16 protein-coding genes are annotated in these 15,577 nt (G+C 68.0%); 7 read left to right on the top strand and 9 right to left on the bottom strand.

Annotation, left to right across the window (positions count from 1 at the left end; genetic code table 11):
• Window positions 1–225: 225 nt before the first annotated feature.
• Window positions 226–1,200 carry a thioredoxin-disulfide reductase gene (trxB, locus tag ACIP8W_RS22065; protein ID WP_402204276.1) on the top strand — a complete coding sequence of 325 codons (975 nt, stop codon included), beginning with the start codon at window positions 226–228 and terminating at the stop codon, window positions 1,198–1,200.
• Between the two features lie 44 nt (window positions 1,201–1,244).
• A complete protein-coding gene (gene trxA / locus ACIP8W_RS22070; protein WP_401954953.1) occupies window positions 1,245–1,592 on the top strand; it encodes a thioredoxin in 348 nt (115 codons plus the stop codon).
• 82 nt (window positions 1,593–1,674) lie between these two features.
• Here the strand turns inward: trxA and ACIP8W_RS22075 are convergent, their stop codons facing one another.
• The 9 genes from ACIP8W_RS22075 to rpmH all read right to left on the bottom strand — a co-directional run bounded on the left by ACIP8W_RS22075 (window position 1,675) and on the right by rpmH (window position 8,577).
• A complete protein-coding gene (locus tag ACIP8W_RS22075; protein WP_402204278.1) occupies window positions 1,675–2,292 on the bottom strand; it encodes a GNAT family N-acetyltransferase in 618 nt (205 codons plus the stop codon).
• A 303-nt stretch (window positions 2,293–2,595) separates the two neighbouring features.
• Window positions 2,596–3,699 carry a ParB/RepB/Spo0J family partition protein gene (locus ACIP8W_RS22080; RefSeq protein ID WP_401954949.1) on the bottom strand — a complete coding sequence of 368 codons (1,104 nt, stop codon included), beginning with the start codon at window positions 3,697–3,699 and terminating at the stop codon, window positions 2,596–2,598.
• Window positions 3,696–4,772, bottom strand: coding sequence for a ParA family protein (locus ACIP8W_RS22085; RefSeq protein ID WP_401954947.1), 1,077 nt, complete (start codon window positions 4,770–4,772; stop codon window positions 3,696–3,698). Before ACIP8W_RS22085 ends, ACIP8W_RS22080 begins: the two co-directional genes overlap by 4 nt.
• Before the next feature lie 264 nt (window positions 4,773–5,036).
• Entirely contained in the window at window positions 5,037–5,756 is a 720-nt protein-coding gene (rsmG, locus tag ACIP8W_RS22090; protein WP_401954945.1) for a 16S rRNA (guanine(527)-N(7))-methyltransferase RsmG, read from the bottom strand.
• Window positions 5,757–5,859: 103 nt separating this feature from the next.
• Window positions 5,860–6,393, bottom strand: a complete 534-nt coding sequence (locus ACIP8W_RS22095) for a protein jag (RefSeq protein WP_401954943.1) — start codon at window positions 6,391–6,393, stop codon at window positions 5,860–5,862.
• 14 nt (window positions 6,394–6,407) lie between these two features.
• Complete coding sequence (yidC, locus tag ACIP8W_RS22100; RefSeq protein WP_401954941.1) at window positions 6,408–7,682, bottom strand: membrane protein insertase YidC; 1,275 nt, start codon at window positions 7,680–7,682, stop codon at window positions 6,408–6,410.
• 3 nt (window positions 7,683–7,685) lie between these two features.
• Window positions 7,686–8,045: a membrane protein insertion efficiency factor YidD gene (gene yidD / locus ACIP8W_RS22105; RefSeq protein ID WP_401954939.1), complete on the bottom strand. Its 360-nt coding sequence runs from the start codon at window positions 8,043–8,045 to the stop codon at window positions 7,686–7,688.
• Window positions 8,042–8,413, bottom strand: a complete 372-nt coding sequence (rnpA, locus tag ACIP8W_RS22110) for a ribonuclease P protein component (protein ID WP_401954937.1) — start codon at window positions 8,411–8,413, stop codon at window positions 8,042–8,044. The genes yidD and rnpA overlap by 4 nt, the downstream gene beginning before the upstream one ends.
• Window positions 8,414–8,439: 26 nt before the next feature.
• Complete coding sequence (gene rpmH / locus ACIP8W_RS22115) at window positions 8,440–8,577, bottom strand: 50S ribosomal protein L34 (protein WP_030354375.1); 138 nt, start codon at window positions 8,575–8,577, stop codon at window positions 8,440–8,442.
• 364 nt (window positions 8,578–8,941) lie between these two features.
• Between rpmH and dnaA the strand changes: the two genes are divergently transcribed.
• From dnaA to ACIP8W_RS22140, 5 genes are all read left to right on the top strand, one after another.
• Window positions 8,942–10,699: a chromosomal replication initiator protein DnaA gene (gene dnaA / locus ACIP8W_RS22120; protein WP_402204282.1), complete on the top strand. Its 1,758-nt coding sequence runs from the start codon at window positions 8,942–8,944 to the stop codon at window positions 10,697–10,699.
• 887 nt (window positions 10,700–11,586) lie between these two features.
• Window positions 11,587–12,717: a DNA polymerase III subunit beta gene (dnaN, locus tag ACIP8W_RS22125; RefSeq protein ID WP_401954933.1), complete on the top strand. Its 1,131-nt coding sequence runs from the start codon at window positions 11,587–11,589 to the stop codon at window positions 12,715–12,717.
• Window positions 12,718–12,794: 77 nt separating this feature from the next.
• On the top strand, window positions 12,795–13,679 hold the full coding sequence (gene gnd / locus ACIP8W_RS22130) for a phosphogluconate dehydrogenase (NAD(+)-dependent, decarboxylating) (RefSeq protein WP_401954931.1): 885 nt from the start codon (window positions 12,795–12,797) through the stop codon (window positions 13,677–13,679).
• Between the two features lie 32 nt (window positions 13,680–13,711).
• The gene (recF, locus tag ACIP8W_RS22135; protein WP_401954929.1) at window positions 13,712–14,866 is read left to right on the top strand and encodes a DNA replication/repair protein RecF; all 1,155 of its coding nucleotides are present in this window, start codon (window positions 13,712–13,714) and stop codon (window positions 14,864–14,866) included.
• Complete coding sequence (locus ACIP8W_RS22140) at window positions 14,863–15,429, top strand: DUF721 domain-containing protein (protein ID WP_401954927.1); 567 nt, start codon at window positions 14,863–14,865, stop codon at window positions 15,427–15,429. The genes recF and ACIP8W_RS22140 overlap by 4 nt, the downstream gene beginning before the upstream one ends.
• Window positions 15,430–15,577 lie beyond the last annotated feature (148 nt).

Genomic DNA, 15,577 nt, shown 5'->3' on the forward strand with positions numbered 1-15,577 from the left:
GGGAGATTATCTGGCCGCCACCAGGGACACCCACGAGGCCACCAGCGGGGAAGATCACTGGCCGCCCACGGGGAGCACTACGAGGCCGTTGACACCCGCGGCTGACCACACCGCCGCGTGGAGCGGGAAGCCTTCGGGAATGCGAGACCCGTAGGATCCGTTGGATGGGGTGAAAGTCGTTGATCCGGCCCCAGTAGGCAGTCTGCAGAGACGAGGAAGTAACCCGTGAGCGACGTCCGTAATGTGATCATCATCGGCTCCGGGCCCGCCGGCTACACAGCCGCGCTGTACACCGCGCGCGCATCGCTCAAGCCGCTGGTCTTCGAAGGCGCCGTCACCGCGGGCGGCGCTCTGATGAACACCAGCGATGTGGAGAACTTCCCGGGTTTCCGCGACGGCATCATGGGTCCGGACCTGATGGACAACATGCGGGCCCAGGCGGAGCGCTTCGGCGCCGAGCTGGTGCCGGACGATGTCATCGCCGTTGACCTCACCGGCGACATCAAGACGGTCACCGACACCGCCGGTACCGTGCACCGGGCCAAGGCCGTGATCGTCACGACAGGCTCCCAGCACCGCAAGCTCGGCCTCGCCAACGAGGACGCGCTCTCCGGACGAGGCGTCTCCTGGTGTGCCACCTGTGACGGCTTCTTCTTCAAGGACCAGGACATCGCCGTGGTCGGCGGCGGCGACACCGCGATGGAGGAAGCCACTTTCCTTTCGCGCTTCGCCAAGTCCGTCACCATCGTCCACCGCCGCGACACCCTGCGCGCCTCGAAGGCCATGCAGGACCGCGCCTTCGCCGACCCGAAGATCAAGTTCGCCTGGGACAGCGATGTCGCGGAGATCCACGGCGAGCAGAAGCTCTCCGGTCTGACGCTGCGCAACACCAAGACCGGCGAGACCTCCGAGCTCCCCGTCACCGGCCTGTTCATCGCGGTGGGCCACGACCCGCGGACCGAGCTGTTCAAGGGACAGCTCGATCTGGACAGCGAGGGCTACCTCACCGTGGACGCCCCCTCGACGCGTACCAACCTGTCCGGTGTCTTCGGCGCCGGCGATGTCGTCGACCACACCTATCGCCAGGCGATCACCGCTGCGGGCACCGGATGCTCCGCCGCTCTCGACGCCGAGCGCTTCCTCGCCGCGCTGAGCGACAGCGAGAACGCCGCCGAACCGGAGAAGACCGCCGCCGTCTGATCCAGTCGTACCGAACCGCACCCCACGAACCTAAGGAGGCCGCCGTGGCCGGCGACCTGAAGCACGTAACCGACGACACGTTCGACGAGGATGTCCTCAAGAGCGACAAGCCCGTACTGGTGGACTTCTGGGCCGCCTGGTGCGGACCGTGCCGTCAGATCGCGCCGTCGCTGGAGGCCATCGCGGCCGAGCACGGCGACAAGATCACGATCGTCAAGCTCAACATCGACGAGAACCCGGCCACCGCGGCCAAGTACGGCGTCATGTCCATCCCGACACTGAACGTCTACCAGAACGGCGAGGTCGCCAAGACGATCGTCGGCGCCAAGCCCAAGGCCGCGCTCGTGCGTGACCTGGCGGACTACATCGGCGAGGCCGCGCCCAAGGCCTGACTCTCGATGTTTCACGTGAAACGGGTCTGTTCCCCTCGGGAAACAGACCCGTTTCTCTGTTCCCCGCCACCGGCTCTCCGTCTCAGAGCGGCCGCAACACCGGCTCCTTCTTCACCGCCCCCAGAAGCCGGTCCAGAGCCAGCTCCACATTCTCCTTCCAGGAGAGCGCGGTCCGCAGCTCCAGTCGCAGCCGCGGATAGCGAGGATGGGGACGTACGATCTTGAAGCCCACCGCCAGCAGATGGTCCGCCGGCAGCACACAGGCCGGCTCCCTCCAGCGCGCGTCGCCAAAGGCCTCGATGGCCCTGACATCCCGGCGCAGCAGATCCTTGGCCACGGTCTGCACCATCACCCGGCCAAGCCCCTGCCCCTGATAGCCCGGCGTGATCCAGCCGGTCATCAGCTGCACCGCGTCGGCGGAGACCGGGCTCGTCGGAAACGCCGTGGAGCGCGGCACATACGCCGGGGGCGCGTACAGAACGAAGCCGACCGGCACATCGTCGATATAGACGACACGGCCGCAGGAGCCCCACTCCAGCAGCACGGCCGAGATCCAGGACTTCTTCTCCCGCTCGGACCGGCCGGCTTTCAGCGCGGCTTCTCCGCTGACCGGGTCGAGCTCCCAGAAGACACACGTGCGGCAGCGCTTGGGGAGATCCGGAAGGTTGTCCAGCGTGAGCGGTACGAGCCGACGCCCCATAGAGGCTGTTCCCCATTCCCTTCGCCTGCCGCGCCACGGGCGGCGGTCAGCGCGCCCCGTTCCCGGAGCAGGCCGCCGACGAAGCCACCGAGTACTCCCAGGCCCAGTCCGGCCGACATCAGCCGACTGCGGCTCACCGATCGCATGGCTCCCGACCTCCTTCTGAGACAAACCAAGGTGGATGCGCCATACCAGAACGCATCGTATCCACCCAGAGGTTCCCGGCATACAGAGGGACAGCAAAGGGCGGGCCGTGTTCCGGTAAGCAAGGAACACGGCCCGCCCTGGGCAGTTGAGAGAGCCTCAGCTCTTCTTGGTCTCCCCGGAGTTCTCGGCTTTCTCGACGGAACCCGAATCCAGAACCCGTCCCTCGCCCGGAGCGAGAGCACCGAGGATCCGGTCCAGATCGTCCATCGAAGCGAACTCGACGACGATCTTTCCCTTCTTCTGCCCCAGATCGACCTTCACCCGGGTCTCGAAACGGTCCGAGAGACGCGACGCCAGATCTGTCAGCGCCGGTGCGAGCCGGGCGCCCGCGCGCGGGCCCTTCGGCTTGACCGTGCTCTGCGGCCGCGACCCCATGAGGGTCACAATCTCCTCGACGGCCCGCACCGACAGCCCTTCGGCCACGATGCGATGCGCCAGCCGGTCCTGCTCCTCGGAACCTTCCACCGAGAGAAGTGCCCGCGCATGACCGGCCGACAGCACCCCGGCCGCGACCCTGCGCTGGACGGGAGGAGAGAGCCTCAGCAGCCGCAGCGTGTTGGAGACCTGCGGACGTGACCGCCCGATCCGGTCGGCCAACTGGTCATGCGTGCATTTGAAATCCTTGAGCAACTGGTCGTAGGCCGCGGCCTCTTCCAGCGGGTTCAACTGGGCGCGGTGCAGATTCTCCAGCAGCGCGTCGAGCAACAGCTTCTCGTCGTCCGTGGCACGGACGATCGCCGGAATACGCTCCAGCCCTGCTTCCCTGCACGCCCGCCAGCGCCGCTCACCCATGATGAGCTCATAGCGCTCCGCCCCCACCTGTCGTACGACGACAGGCTGAAGAAGGCCCACCTCCTGGATGGAGGTGATCAGTTCGGCGAGTGCGTCCTCGTCGAACACCTCACGCGGCTGCCGCGGATTCGGTGTGATCAAGCCGATCGGCACTTCCGCGAAGTACGCCCCCGCCATCGGCTCGGGCGCGCTCTCACGCTCCGGCATGACCGACTCTGCCTCCGGCGCCACGGCTGCCTGCGGCAGCGAGGTCACCTTCGCGGTGGCCACCCCCCGTTCCGCGGTCAGCACCGGCACCGCTCCCGGAGAGGCGGAAGCCGCTTCGGGGGAGGTCACCTGCTTCTCCTGCGGAGCGGCAGGGATCAGAGCACCGAGCCCACGCCCCAATCCTCTACGTCGCTCGCTCACTGGATCCCCTCCGACATACTCTGCTGACTGTTCTGGCTGCCCACCTGTGCATGCTGGGCGTCGTAATGCACCCCGACCCCCCGTAGCGCGATCTCACGGGCGGCTTCGAGATATGAGAGGGATCCGCTGGATCCCGGATCGTAGGTCAGCACCGTCTGGCCATAGCTCGGCGCTTCCGAGATACGTACGGATCTCGGAATGCTTGTCCTCAGCACCTCCTTGCCGAAGTGGCTGCGCACCTCGTCCGCCACCTGCGAGGCGAGTCGGGTCCTGCCGTCGTACATGGTGAGCAGGATCGTCGATACATGCAGCGTGGGGTTGAGGTGGCCCCGGACGAGATCGACGTTCCGCAGTAGCTGTCCCAGTCCTTCGAGCGCGTAGTACTCGCACTGGATGGGGATCAGCACCTCCGCTCCGGCGACCATCGCATTGACGGTCAGCAGACCGAGCGAGGGCGGGCAGTCGATGAGGATGTAGTCCAACGGCTGCTCGTACGCCTCGATCGCCCGCTGCAGTCTGCTCTCCCGTGCCACCAGCGACACCAACTCGATCTCCGCACCGGCGAGATCGATGGTGGCCGGGGCACAGAAGAGACCTTCGACGTCCACGACAGGCTGAACCACTTCGGAGAGCGGTTTGCTGTCCACCAGGACGTCATAGATCGAAGGGACTTCGGCATGATGGTCGATCCCGAGCGCCGTGGAGGCATTGCCCTGGGGATCGAGGTCGACCACCAGCACACGCGCGCCATGCAGCGCGAGCGAAGCGGCGAGGTTGACCGTGGTAGTGGTCTTCCCTACGCCGCCCTTCTGGTTGGCAACGACGATGACACGCGTCTGCTCGGGGCGGGGCATCCCCTCACCGGCGCGCCCCAGCGCCTCCATCGTCAGCTGGGCAGCGTGGCCGATGGGGATGTCGTCCATCGGGGGCGGTGTTTCACGTGAAACATCCTCCCCCACCGACTCGGTACGGGGACCGGGGACCGGATCGGTCATCGGTCCCGCAATGTTGGCGTCGGACCGCAAGGATTCACTCTCCTCGACTTCAGACTCGCAATGGACAGAGCCTGCCATGCTTTCGGGGTCGTGAACCAGCGAGGTCCTCGGTTCTGTGGAGGAATCCACCTTTGTGGACAACCTCGTCCCTCTTGCGAGGGACTTCCGGCCGCGCGGTGTGGAAGCCGCGCGGCCACGGCTGATGATTCCCTGCAGCAGTGAGCGACGTTTCACGTGAAACACGATGCACTCGCCGCAGAGCTAGGCCGTCACGACACTCCGCAGTGCATAGGTATGGCAGCTTGTATGGAGCATCACGGATATCAGTACGGACTGTACGGCTCAGCGGCGGCGCCGCGCGCGGCCGACCTGGGCGGCCTTGGCACGCTTCGTCGCGAACCGCACACCGCCGGGGCTCTCGCCGACCTCGACCCGCACCACGGTGGCCAGGGGATCCACGATGCCCTCCCCTACCTGGAGCACCGAAGTCTCCACCACACCGAGCTTGCCCAGTGCCGCACGAGCGCCCTTGATCTCCGCCTCCGCCGTGTCGCCCTTGAGCGCCAGCATCTCGCCATACGGACGCAGCAACGGAACGCCCCAGCCGGCCAGCCGGTCCAGGGGAGCCACCGCGCGCGCCGTGACCACATGCACTGGCTGAAGGGTGCCCAGGACCTCTTCCGCCCGGCCGCGTACGACTGTCACATGGTCCAGCCCCAGCAGCTCGACCACTTCCTGGAGGAAGTTCGTCCGCCGCAGCAGCGGCTCCAGGAGCGTGATCTTCAGATCGGGCCGTACCAGCGCCAGCGGGATCCCGGGGAGCCCCGCGCCCGAGCCGACATCGCAGACCGTCACGCCCTCGGGTACGACCTCCGAGAGCACCGCACAGTTCAGCAGGTGTCGTTCCCAGAGCCGCGGTACCTCGCGCGGCCCGATCAGCCCGCGCCTGACCCCCGCGTCCGCCAGCAGTTCCGCGTAGCGGACAGCCTCGGGAAAGAACTCACCGAATACAGTGCGCGCCTCTTCCGGTGCGGGGGGAAGCTCTGTTGCTGCCTCCGTCACGGGAACCGTCCTTCCTTACCGGCCACCGGCCGGTGGCTGACTATCAGGCTGACAAAGAGCGGCCCCGTCTGTGCGACAGACGGGGCCGAGAATGATGGACCACTCAGGCAGGGAGCACCACGACGAAGCGCTGCGGCTCCTCGCCCTCGGACTCACTGCGCAGACCCGCGGCCGCGACCGCGTCGTGGACGACCTTCCGCTCGAAGGGCGTCATCGGGTTCAGCTTCACCGGCTCGCCGGTGCTCTTGACCTCATCCGCGGCCTTGGCACCCAGCTCGGCCAGCTCGGTGCGCTTCTTGGCCCGGAACCCGGCGATGTCCAGCATCAGCCGGCTGCGGTCCCCGGTCTCACGGTGCACGGCGAGCCTCGTCAGCTCCTGAAGCGCCTCCAGCACCTCGCCGTCCCGTCCCACCAGCTTCTGGAGATCCCGGCCGGCCGAATCACTGATGATCGAAACCGCAGCCCGGTCGGCTTCGACGTCCATGTCGATATCGCCGTCGAGATCAGCGATATCGAGCAGACCTTCGAGGTAATCGGCGGCGATCTCGCCCTCCTGCTCCAGGCGGGTCAGGGTGTCGCCCCCTTCGGCGGCGGGCTCGGCGGCAGACTCGACGGCGGAGATGGTGCCTTCCGTCACGGATGGACTCCTTCTTACTTCTTGGACGGGTGCTTGGGCCGCTGCTGGCCCTTGCGCTGCCCCGACTTGGCTTGGCGGGCGGAACCGGCGGCGGACTTGCCCGACGGCTTGGGCGTGGTGTCCTGCGGCTCGTCCTTCTTCTGCAACGAGGTCTTCGCCGGTTCATCGGCGGCCTCGGAGTCCTTGCCGTCGTCCGGCTTGTCCGTGCCCTGGGCGGCGGCCTGCCGCTGCGCCTTCGTCAGACGCTTCGGCTGCTGCCGCCTCGCCGCGTTGCTCGCCTCGGCCTCGGCGGTCGCGGGGTCGCTCTTGAGGACCGTGCCGTCGGTCTGGGGCACCAGGCCCGCCTTGGCCAGCCCCATGACGAACTTGCGCTCGTTGTCATTGCGGTCCGGGCCCTTGGACACGATCGTCTGGACGATGGAGCGCTTGCGGCGGGACCCCACCTCGCTGTGCGAGGTGATGTTCTTCAACAGCCGCTGGAGGTACTGGTCCTGCGCCTTGCTGCCCGGCGTCGGGTTCTGGTTGATCACGTACATCTGCTGACCCATGGTCCACACGTTGGTGGTAAGCCAGTAGACGAGCACACCGACGGGGAAGTTGATGCCCGTGACGGCGAAGATCAGCGGGAAGATGTACATCAGCATCTTCTGCTGCTGCATGTACGGCGTCTTGACCGTCAGGTCGACGTTCTTCGTCATCAGCTGGCGCTGCGTGTAGAACTGCGACGCCGACATCAGGATGATCATGATCGCGGTGATGATCCGCACATCGGTCACCGTGGCGTGCAGGGACGCGACCTTCGCACTGCCGTCGGTGAACTTGGCCGCCAGGGGAGCACCGAAGATGTGCGCCTGCCGCGCGCTGTCGAGCAGCCCCTGGTTGATGACGCCGATGGTGTTGCCGCTCGCGATGCTGGAGAGCACGTGGTAGAGGGCGAAGAAGAACGGCGACTGCGCCAGGATGGGAAGGCACGAGGAGAGCGGGTTGGTACCCGTGTCCTTGTACAGCTTCATCATCTCTTCGGACTGACGCTGCTTGTCGTTCTTGTAGCGCTCCTGGATCGCCTTCATCTTCGGCTGGAGCACCTGCATGTTCCGGGTCGACTTGATCTGCTTCACGAAGAGCGGGATCAGGCAGATCCGGATCAGCACCACCAGGGACACGATGGACAGCCCCCAGGCCCAGCCCGTGTCGGGACCGAAAATCATCCCGTACAGCGAGTGGAACTGGACGATGATCCATGAAACAGGTGTGGTGATAAAACTGAACAGACTGGCAATCGTGTCCACTAATCAGGCTCCTTGAGCTTTGGGCGAGGTCTCTGCGGCCGGACTGGGGGTGTCGGGGGCTGATCCCCCTGAAGGCACGCCAGCGGCGGAGTGCCCGCCCTTACTGCCGCGCCACGCATCGCGCAGCAGTTCGTGCCAGCGCGGGCGGCGGCGCGGTGGGACATGGTCCACACCTCCCGGCGACCACGGATTGCACCGCAGAATGCGCCAGGCGGTCAGCGCCGTGCCCTTCACCGCGCCGTGCCGGTCGATGGCGGTGTAGCCGTAGTGCGAACACGACGGGTAGTACCGGCAGACAGGCCCGAGAAGCGGGCTGATCGTCCACTGGTACAGCTTGATCAGAGCCAGCAGCGGGTACTTCATCGCGCGCCCCCTCCCAGCAGCCGCCGAAGAGCGGCGTCCAGGTCTCGGGCCAGCTGTGCATGGTCGGCGTCACCCGCTCCGGGCAGCGCCCGTACGACAACCAGGCTACCGGGGGGCAGCTCGGAGAGCCGGTCGCGCATCAGATGGCGAAGCCTCCGCTTCACCCGGTTGCGTACGACTGATCCACCCACGGCCTTGCTTACGACGAAACCCGCACACGTCGGGGAAGCGCTCTCCCCAGGCGCGTGCGGGTCCGTTGAACCGCTGCGTAGATGAACGACGAGAAGCGGGCGACCAGCCCGGCGTCCTCGGCGTACCGCGGTCGCGAAATCTTCGCGCCGCCTCAGCCGATTCTCGGTAGGCAGCACGTCACGACCTGTTGACTATCAGGCGATCAGGCCGACAGACGGGCGCGACCCTTGCCACGGCGGGTAGCCAGGATGGCGCGGCCGGCGCGGGTACGCATGCGCAGACGGAACCCGTGGGTCTTGGCACGACGACGGTTGTTCGGCTGGAAGGTGCGCTTGCTCACTAGGGGGCTCCAGAAAATGATGTGTGGATGGCGGGACATCGCCTGGCTGTCACCGTGCGCCCACGAGAAGCTCGCGATTACGCCCTAGTGCACCGCTTCACAACCACAGATCGTGATCTTTGCCCATCGGAGGCAGGCGGCAGCAGCCATCGACAACTCGACCTGGTCACGGTACGCGCGGCTACGCCATCCGGTCAAACCAGCTCGGTGCCGACCCCCATTGTGCACAGGCTGTGGACAACAACTTGAACGCGACGGGTCGGCCTGACTACCTTGGCGGGACCTCCGGCTTCTTTTCCTGCCGGTCTTCCCACCCCGTCCCGAGAACCACACATTCGTGGGACCTGCGAGAGAGCGTGCCCCTGTGGCTGATGTACCTGCCGATCTTGCCGCAGTGTGGCCACGAGTGCTGGAGCAACTCCTCAGGGAGGGCCAGCAGGGCGTCGAGCCCAAGGACAAGCAGTGGATCGAACGCTGCCAGCCTCTCGCCCTCGTCGCCGACACCGCGCTGCTCGCCGTCCCCAACGAATGGGGAAAGCGCGTGCTCGAAGGCCGCCTGGCCCCGCTCATCAGCGAAACGCTCAGCCATGAGTGCGGCCGGCCCATCCGGATCGCCATCACCGTCGACGACTCGGCCGGGGACCCCACCCCGCCGGCCCCGCCCGTACCACCGCAACACCGTTACCAGGGCCCGTCCCACGACGAACAGCGGCAGAACGACGCGTACGACGGATACGGGCACCGGCCGTCGGACGACGGGATGCCCTCGGTACGCCCCGCCTACCCGGACTACCAGCAGCAGCGTCCGGACCCCGGCGCCTGGCCGCGTACCCAGGAGGACCTGTCCTGGCAGCAGCCGCGGCTCGGCGGTTACCAGGACCGCGATCCGTATGCCACCGCCCGCCCCCAGCAGCCGCAGCACGACTACCGGCAGCCGCAGGGACCCGACCGGTCGTCGTACGAGCAGCACGACCTCCAGGAGCCGCCCGCACCCCGGCACGGCGGCGGGCAGAGCGTCGGCCGCGCGCGCGGCGGCGCTCCCGGCCCCCTGGGCGCCCAGCCCGTGCCCGCGGCGGGCCCCGGCGAGCCGCAGGCACGGCTCAACCCCAAGTACCTCTTCGACACCTTTGTGATCGGCGCCTCCAACCGCTTCGCGCACGCGGCGGCGGTGGCGGTCGCCGAGGCACCGGCGAAGGCGTACAACCCGCTCTTCATCTACGGGGAGTCCGGGCTCGGAAAAACGCATCTGCTGCACGCCATCGGGCACTACGCGCGCAGCCTCTACCCCGGCACCCGGGTGCGGTACGTCAGCTCCGAGGAGTTCACCAACGAGTTCATCAACTCGATCCGGGACGGCAAGGGCGACACCTTCCGCAAGCGGTACCGCGATGTCGACATCCTGCTGGTCGACGACATCCAGTTCCTGGCGAGCAAGGAGTCGACGCAGGAGGAGTTCTTCCACACGTTCAATACGCTCCACAACGCGAACAAGCAGATCGTCCTCTCCTCCGACCGGCCGCCCAAGCAGCTGATCACCCTGGAGGACCGGCTGCGCAACCGCTTCGAGTGGGGGCTGACCACCGACGTACAGCCGCCCGAGCTGGAGACCCGGATCGCGATCCTGCGCAAGAAGGCCGTGCAGGAGCAGCTGAACGCGCCGCCCGAGGTGCTGGAGTTCATCGCCTCCCGTATCTCGCGCAACATCCGCGAGCTGGAGGGGGCGCTGATCCGGGTGACGGCGTTCGCCTCGCTCAACCGGCAGCCCGTGGACCTCGGGCTCACCGAGATCGTGCTGAAGGACCTGATCCCCGGCGGCGAGGACAGCGCCCCGGAGATCACCGCGAGCGCCATCATGGCGGCCACCGCCGCCTACTTCGGGCTGACCGTGGAGGACCTCTGCGGCTCCTCACGGAGCCGGGTGCTGGTCACGGCGCGGCAGATCGCGATGTACCTCTGCCGTGAGCTGACCGATCTCTCGCTGCCGAAGATCGGTGCGCAGTTCGGTGGCCGCGACCATACGACCGTGATGCACGCGGACCGGAAGATCCGCGCGCTGATGGCCGAGCGGCGCTCCATCTACAACCAGGTCACGGAGCTGACCAACCGCATCAAGAACGGCTGACAGAAGAGGTCTGCGGGTGCCGCCCGCAGACCCGTGGAACGAGCGCCCAGGGCGCTCCGGGACCGTCCCAGACGGTCCCGGAGCGCCCTTTGTCGTGTCGGGGAGGGTGCGAATCCAGGTCGGAGCCGCGGCGGCCCCGGTCGGCGCTGTTCGAATACGGGCCGCCGGAGCGCACTTCTCCACAGATCGGGGAGGAATCTTCCGTCCACAGCCTGGGGACCCGTAAGTTGTTCAGATCTTGTCCACAGGCAGCACCGGCCCCAGCCCATCTCGGCAGGTCAAGGACCTGTGGAATTGTGGCCAAACGTTTTCCACAGGCTGTGGATGATTTTTTCCTCCACAGGGCGCCGCCCCCACTGTCCACCGGCGGCCCACAGGCCAGGAGCCACTACCCACAACTTCTCCACAGCGCTGTCCACTGTTCGGCAACGAAACACCCTCGATCGCTGAGTCGAGTGAAAGGCATCACACCGAGGGGCTGGATTGGGCTGTGGGGAACTTGGGTAAAGCTGGGGACGCAGCTGGGGAGAAGTAGGGGTGTCCTGTGTATCGGGTGTGCACAACTTTCGCCCGTCCACAGAAACACCGAGTTGTCCACGGGTCCCGCCCACAGGGTCGGTGGACAAAAAACCGGGTCTGACCTGCTCCGATGACGTTATCCACGGTTTCCACAGGCCCTACTACTACTACCACCCATAGATAGCGAGAGATCTGCTTGGAAGCAGGGCCTGTGCACAACTTGGGCCCGGAGCCGCCACGCCCGCTCGCCACGACTTGACCCACGACAGCAGCGACTGTCAGCGCCGTACGTCAGACTGGTCCCCGGCATCACAGCCGACGACGTAAGGCCAGCAGGGCGAGTCAGCAACAAGCAGGAGGCGGTTCCGGTGAAGATCCGGGTGGAGCGCGATGTACTCGCTGAGGCGGTGGCCTGGGTGGCCCGCAGCCTCCCGGCACGACCGCCGGCGCCCGTGCTCGCCGGGCTTCTGCTGAAGGCCGAGGACGGCGCTCTCAGCTTCTCCAGCTTCGACTACGAGGTCTCGGCACGGGTCTCGGTGGACGCGGAGGTCGAGGAGGACGGGACCGTTCTCGTCTCCGGCCGGCTGCTCGCCGACATCTGCCGGGCGCTGCCGAACCGGCCGGTGGAGATTTCCACAGACGGTGTACGGGCGACCGTGCTCTGCGGCTCCTCGCGGTTCACACTCCACACCCTTCCTGTGGAGGAGTACCCCGCGCTGCCGCAGATGCCGACGGCGACCGGCACCGTCCCCGGTGAGGTCTTCGCCTCGGCCGCCGCCCAGGTGGCCATCGCCGCGGGCCGCGACGACACGCTGCCGGTGCTCACCGGCGTACGGATCGAGATCGAGGGCGACACGGTCACCCTGGCCTCGACCGACCGCTACCGCTTCGCGGTCCGTGAGTTCCTCTGGAAGCCCGAGGTCGCGGACGTCTCCGCGGTCGCGCTGGTGCCCGCCAAGACGCTGCTGGACACCGCCAAGGCGCTCACCAGCGGTGACACGGTCACGCTGGCGCTCTCCGGGTCGGGTGCGGGCGAGGGTCTGATCGGTTTCGAGGGTGCCGGGCGGCGTACGACCACCCGGTTGCTCGAAGGTGACCTGCCGAAGTACCGGACGCTCTTCCCCACCGAGTTCAACTCGGTCGCGGTGATCGAGACCGCCCCGTTCGTCGAGGCCGTCAAGCGCGTGTCGCTGGTCGCCGAGCGGAACACCCCCGTACGGCTCAGCTTCGAGCAGGGCGTCCTGATCCTCGAAGCGGGCTCCAGCGACGACGCACAGGCTGTGGAGCGGGTCGACGCCCAGCTGGAGGGCGACGACATCTCCATCGCCTTCAACCCGACCTTCCTGCTGGACGGTCTGAGCGCGATCGACTCCCCGGTGGCCCAGCTGTCCTTCACGACCTCCACGAAGCCCGCGCTGCTGAGCGGCCGGGCGGATGTCAAGGCCGAGGCGGACGAGGCGTACAAGTACCTGATCATGCCGGTACGCCTGAGCGGCTGACCCCACAGGTGAGTACCCAGGTCCGGGCGTAGGCTCGGACCTGGGTACGAATCGCCTCAACGCTTAAGGAACACCTGATGGAGCTCGGTCTCGTCGGTCTCGGCAAGATGGGCGGCAATATGCGTGAGCGCATCCGCCGCGCAGGCCACACGGTCATCGGATACGACCGCAACCCGGATCTGGCCGATGTGCACAGCCTTCAGGAACTGGTGGGCAGGCTCAAGGGCCCGCGGGTCGTGTGGGTGATGGTCCCGGCGGGCGCCGCCACCCAGGCCACCATCGACGAGCTGGCGGCGCTGCTGTCCCCTGGCGATGTCGTGGTCGACGGCGGGAACTCCCGCTGGACCGACGACGAGAAGCACGCCGTGGAGCTGGGCATCAAGGGCATCGGCTTCGTCGACTGCGGTGTCTCCGGTGGCGTCTGGGGCCTCGACAACGGATACGCGCTGATGTACGGCGGCGACGCGGGGAACGTGGCCAAGGTCGCCCCGATCTTCGACGCGCTGAAGCCCGAGGGCGACTTCGGTTCCGTACACGCGGGCAAGGTCGGCGCCGGGCACTTCGCCAAGATGGTCCACAACGGCATCGAGTACGCCATGATGCAGGCCTACGCCGAGGGCTGGGAGCTGCTGGAGAAGGTCGACTCGGTCACTGATGTCCGTGAGGTCTTCCGCTCCTGGCAGGAGGGCACGGTCATCCGTTCCTGGCTGCTGGACCTGGCGGTCAACGCGCTGGACAAGGACGAGCACCTGGAGCAGCTGCGCGGCTTCGCGCAGGACTCCGGCGAGGGCCGGTGGACCGTCGAGGCGGCGATCGACCACGCGGTCCCGCTGCCCGCGATCACCGCCTCGCTGTTCGCGCGGTTCGCCTCGCGGCAGGAGGACTCGCCGCAGATGAAGATGGTCGCGGCGCTGCGCAATCAGTTCGGCGGCCACTCGGTCGAGTCGACCGACACGAAGTAGAGCACCGAGCCGGGAGAGGCCCGCGTACACCCATGCACGTCACGCATCTGTCGCTGGCCGACTTCCGGTCGTACGCCCGGATCGAGGTGCCGCTCGATCCGGGCGTCACCGTGTTCGTGGGGTCGAACGGGCAGGGGAAGACCAATCTGGTCGAGGCGGTCGGCTATCTGGCCACGCTCGGCAGCCACCGGGTCTCCTCGGACGCGCCGCTGGTGCGGATGGGCGCCGAGCGCGCGGTGATCCGGGCGGCGGTGACACAGGGCGAGCGGTCGCAGCTGGTGGAGCTGGAGCTGAACCCCGGCCGGGCGAACCGGGCCAGGATCAACCGGTCGTCGCAGGTCAGGCCGCGTGACGTGCTGGGCATCGTACGGACCGTACTGTTCGCGCCGGAGGATCTGGCGCTGGTGAAGGGCGATCCGGGCGAGCGCCGCCGGTTCCTCGACGAGCTGATCACCGCGCGCTCGCCCCGGATGGCGGGGGTGCGGTCGGACTACGACCGGGTGCTCCGCCAGCGCAACACGCTGCTGAAGTCGGCGGCGATGGCGCGACGGCACGGCGGGCGTGGCATGGACCTGTCGACGCTGGACGTGTGGGACCAGCATCTGGCGCGGGTGGGGGCGGAGCTGCTGGCGCAGCGCGCCGATCTGATCGCCACCCTCCAGCCGCTGACGGACAAGGCGTACGAGCAGCTCGCGCCCGGGGGCGGCCCGGTGACGCTGGAGTACCGTTCCTCCGCCGTCGGTCCGGAGGCCGAGGACAGCCCCGAGGCCCCGCCCGGCGCGTCCGCGCGCGACGAACTGTACGGGCGTCTGATGGCGGCGCTCGCCGGAGTGCGCAAGCAGGAGATCGAGCGGGGCGTGACGCTGGTCGGCCCGCACCGGGACGATCTGGTGCTGAAGCTGGGCAGGCTGCCCGCGAAGGGGTACGCGAGCCACGGCGAGTCCTGGTCGTACGCGCTGGCGCTGCGGCTGGCCTCGTACGACCTGCTGCGCGCCGAGGGCAACGAGCCGGTGCTGGTGCTGGACGACGTGTTCGCGGAGCTGGACGCGCGGCGCCGGGAGCGGCTGGCGGAGCTGGTGGCCCCGGGCGAGCAGGTGCTGGTGACGGCCGCGGTCGGCGAGGACGTGCCGGGCGTGCTGGCGGGGGCGCGGTTCCTGGTGGCCGACGGGGCGGTGGAGCGCGTATGAGCGGCGAGGCAACGCTGCCGGAGCCGGCGCGGGGGCCGTCCGCTGTCCCGGTCCCCGAATCGTCGGGGGTGGACCTGGCCCGGGTCGCGCTGCGTGCCGCGAAGGAGCAGGCGCGGGCGCGGGGCGCCGCCGTACAGCAGAAGAAGCAGGCCAGGCGGGGTGGCGGGCTGCGGTCGGGCGCGGGCGCGGACGGGCGGGACCCGTTGCCGCTGGGCGCGGCGATCAACCGGCTGATCGCGGAGCGGGGCTGGGAGACGCCCGCCGCGGTGGGCGGGGTGATGGGCCGGTGGCCGCAGATCGTCGGCGAGGACGTGGCGAACCACTGCGTACCGCAGCGTTACGACGACGCCCAGGACGAGCGGGTCCTGACGGTGCGGTGCGATTCGACGGCGTGGGCGACGCAGCTGCGGCTGCTGGCGCCCCGGCTGGTGGCCCGGCTGAACGAGGACCTGGGCCACGGCACCGTACGGATGATCAAGGTGCTGGGGCCCGGCGGGCCGCCCCAGCGGTCGGGTCGGCTGCGGGCGCCGGGCAGCCGGGGGGCCGGCGACACCTACGGCTGAGCGGGCCGTGACGGCTGCCCGCGCGGGCAGCGCTGCCCGGTTCCCGGGTCCGCGCGGCCCCGGGAACATCTCAGGTCGCGGTCGTGGCGGGGCGTGCCGTGATCCGCGGGGTGTGCCGTGGGAGTGAGGCGTCCCTCACCGTAGTGGG

The sequence above is a fragment of the Streptomyces sp. NPDC088554 genome (genome assembly GCF_044752945.1).
Lineage (GTDB): Bacteria > Actinomycetota > Actinomycetes > Streptomycetales > Streptomycetaceae > Streptomyces.

What these genes read in the sequence shown, in the direction of transcription:
- ACIP8W_RS22075 (WP_402204278.1), bottom strand. Translation starts at nt 2,292, where the DNA reads ATGGGGCGTCGGCTCGTACCGCTCACGCTGGACAACCTTCCGGATCTC.
- ACIP8W_RS22085 (WP_401954947.1), bottom strand. Translation starts at nt 4,772, where the DNA reads ATGGCAGGCTCTGTCCATTGCGAGTCTGAAGTCGAGGAGAGTGAATCC.
- yidD (WP_401954939.1), bottom strand. Translation starts at nt 8,045, where the DNA reads ATGAAGTACCCGCTGCTGGCTCTGATCAAGCTGTACCAGTGGACGATC.
- gnd (WP_401954931.1), top strand. Translation starts at nt 12,795, where the DNA reads ATGGAGCTCGGTCTCGTCGGTCTCGGCAAGATGGGCGGCAATATGCGT.
- recF (WP_401954929.1), top strand. Translation starts at nt 13,712, where the DNA reads ATGCACGTCACGCATCTGTCGCTGGCCGACTTCCGGTCGTACGCCCGG.
- ACIP8W_RS22140 (WP_401954927.1), top strand. Translation starts at nt 14,863, where the DNA reads ATGAGCGGCGAGGCAACGCTGCCGGAGCCGGCGCGGGGGCCGTCCGCT.